Annotated in this window: 2 protein-coding genes; both read right to left on the reverse strand. The window is 68.5% G+C overall.

All coding sequences use genetic code 11. The annotated features are described in order from the left end of the window. The coding region (locus AB0M20_RS38735; RefSeq protein ID WP_364305942.1) for a PA14 domain-containing protein at positions 1 to 1,981 on the reverse strand (1,981 nt) is incomplete at its 3' end. Between the two features lie 135 nt (positions 1,982 to 2,116). Then, positions 2,117 to 2,356: hypothetical protein (locus tag AB0M20_RS38740; protein ID WP_364305943.1), on the reverse strand; the 240-nt coding region annotated here is incomplete at its 5' end.

Raw genomic sequence — 2,356 nt, forward strand, 5'->3', positions numbered from 1 at the left:
GCAGCGTCGTGCCGTCCACCAGGCTGTTCAGCGTGTACCAGGCCTCGGTGCTCCACAGCGACACGCCGGAGGTCGAGGTGAACGGCCGCGGCGAGCGGACGTGCACCACCCGGCCGGGCTTGAGCCCGGACAGCTTGAGCGTCACCTTGAGCCGGTCGGCGGACAGCGTGGCCGAGGTGACCGGCAGGGCCTCCTCGTCGACCTTCGGGCCGCCGTAGGCCGGGGTGGAGACGTAGCGCCACTGCTCGGCCCGGTACCGTGCGGCCAGCTGGGCCGCGGTGGTGGCCGAGACGGGCTGGGTGTACTCCAGCTCGAAGCCGTCGGCGACGGCCCGCATCGCCTTGATGTCGAAGACGCTGGTGCTGTTGGGGGTCAGCTTCTGCAGCCCGTACGTCAGTTTGCCCTCCTGGCCCCAGTTGCCGCCCGCGCCGAGCCCGCCGGCGTAGAGCGCGCCGTCCGGGCCCTGGCTCAGGCGCAGCACGCCGACCTCGAGGCCCTGGGTGAGCCGGAAGACCGCGCCCTGGTACTCGCCGTTGACCTTCTCCAGGAAGGCGCGCTGGACACCGCCGTAGGTCACGTCGCCGAAGACCATCTGCCCGGCGTACGGGCCGGAGTTGAGCAGCAGCGGGGTGCTCGGCGAGTTGGCGATCTCGTTGTGCGGCAGCCACAGCACCGGCTGGGTCACCGGCTGGTTGTCGAACGGGCCGTCCGGGTTGGTGTAGTGGCCGAAGAACCGGTTGGGCTTGATGTGCACCAGCTTGTTGGCGGGCAGCCAGCCGCCCTGGTTGTCGGTGACGAAGATGTCGCCGTCGGGTCCCCAGCCGAGGCCGTTCGGCGTGCGCAGGCCGCCGGCCACGTACTCGACCGCGCCGGTGGTCCGATTGATCTTCAGGGTGGTGCCGCGGTTGGGCGAGCCCTGCGGTTCGGTGGTGGCGCCGCCGAGGTTGATCGACACCGACAGGTTCAGGTAGAAGAACCCGTCCTTGTAGAGCAGGCCGAAGGCGAACTCGTGGAAGTTGCCGTCGAACGGCCACGTGGCGACCCGGCGGTACTGGTCGATGGTCCCGTCGCCGTTGGTGTCGTTGAGCTCGGTCAGCTCGTGTTTCTGGGAGACGTAGATCTTCCCGTCGACGATCTTCAGGCCCATCGGCTCGCGCAACCCGGTCGCGATCCGCTTGTAGGTGACCTGGCTCGGTGACGTGCTGCCGGTGACTCCACTGAGGACGTACACCTCACCGGCGATCGCGTCGCTGCCACCCCAGGTGGCGATCGCGAGGCGCCCGTCGGGGTACCAGTCCATCGCGCTCACCTGCGGGTTGAAGCCGTTCGGGCGCAGGTTGGTGAGCGTGTAGCCGGGATGCACCGAGTTGAGCGGCAGGCCGTCGCCGGGGCCGTCCCCGGCGCTCTCGCAGTCCTTGCGGCCGGGCGCGGTCACCCGCACCACGCCGGCGTCGGTGCTCAGCGCCGAGTTCGGTACGACCGCGAAGGCGCTCGCGCCCGGCGGCCGCCACTCGAGGGTCAGCTGCTGGCCGCCGTCGCGCTCGAAGAAGTCGATCCGCAGCGCGTGATAGCCGGCCGTCAGAGCGACGCCGCCCTCCACGGCGACGGCGCCGTGCAGGCCGTCGTTGTTGATGATCAGCGCGTCGTCGATCAGCAACCGGGAGCCGTCGTCGCTGGTCAGCCGGAACGTGTAGGTGCCGGCCGTGGTGATGTTCACGTTGCCGATGACCTCGGTCTGGAACTGGTTCTCCAGACCGAAGTCGGCGGCGGTGGTCCAGTTGATCGTCGGCATGAGCTTGTCGACGTTGGGGGTCTGGCCGGACTTCAGCGTGCAGATCGCGTCACGGGCGGTCTGCAGGTCGTAGGTCCGCAGCGTGACGCCGGGCTGCTGGGGCGGAACGGCGGCGGCCGCGGGCAGGGCGTGCAGGGCAGGCAGGAGGGAGGCGACGACGACAGCGACGGACAGCGATACCAGCTTCATGGGACACGCTCCAGGGCTAATCGACAAATGTCGATGCCCGGATACGTTAAGCAGGTTCTGACTCGAAGTAAACAACTTCGACAAGATCCGGCAATACTTTTGTCACCGGCGGCGAAAGTGCACGTGCTATGCAGGTCAGGCGGCGATGGCCGGCAGCAGGGTTTCGAGCCCGGTCCAAATGCGGGTGGAGTTGTGCGAATGGAACGCCGCGCCCGAGTAATACGTGCGGTTGCGGCCCTGCAACCCGTTGAGCCGGCGGTAAAAGCCGCCCGCGATCGCCGTGGCCGGGACGTGCAGCTCGAACGGCGCATGGCTCTTGAAGATCTCGAGATCCTCGAAGACCACCGGGTACGTGCCGGCCTTCGCGACCCGCTC

This window comes from Actinoplanes sp. NPDC051633 (assembly GCF_040681735.1).
Taxonomy (GTDB): domain Bacteria; phylum Actinomycetota; class Actinomycetes; order Mycobacteriales; family Micromonosporaceae; genus Actinoplanes.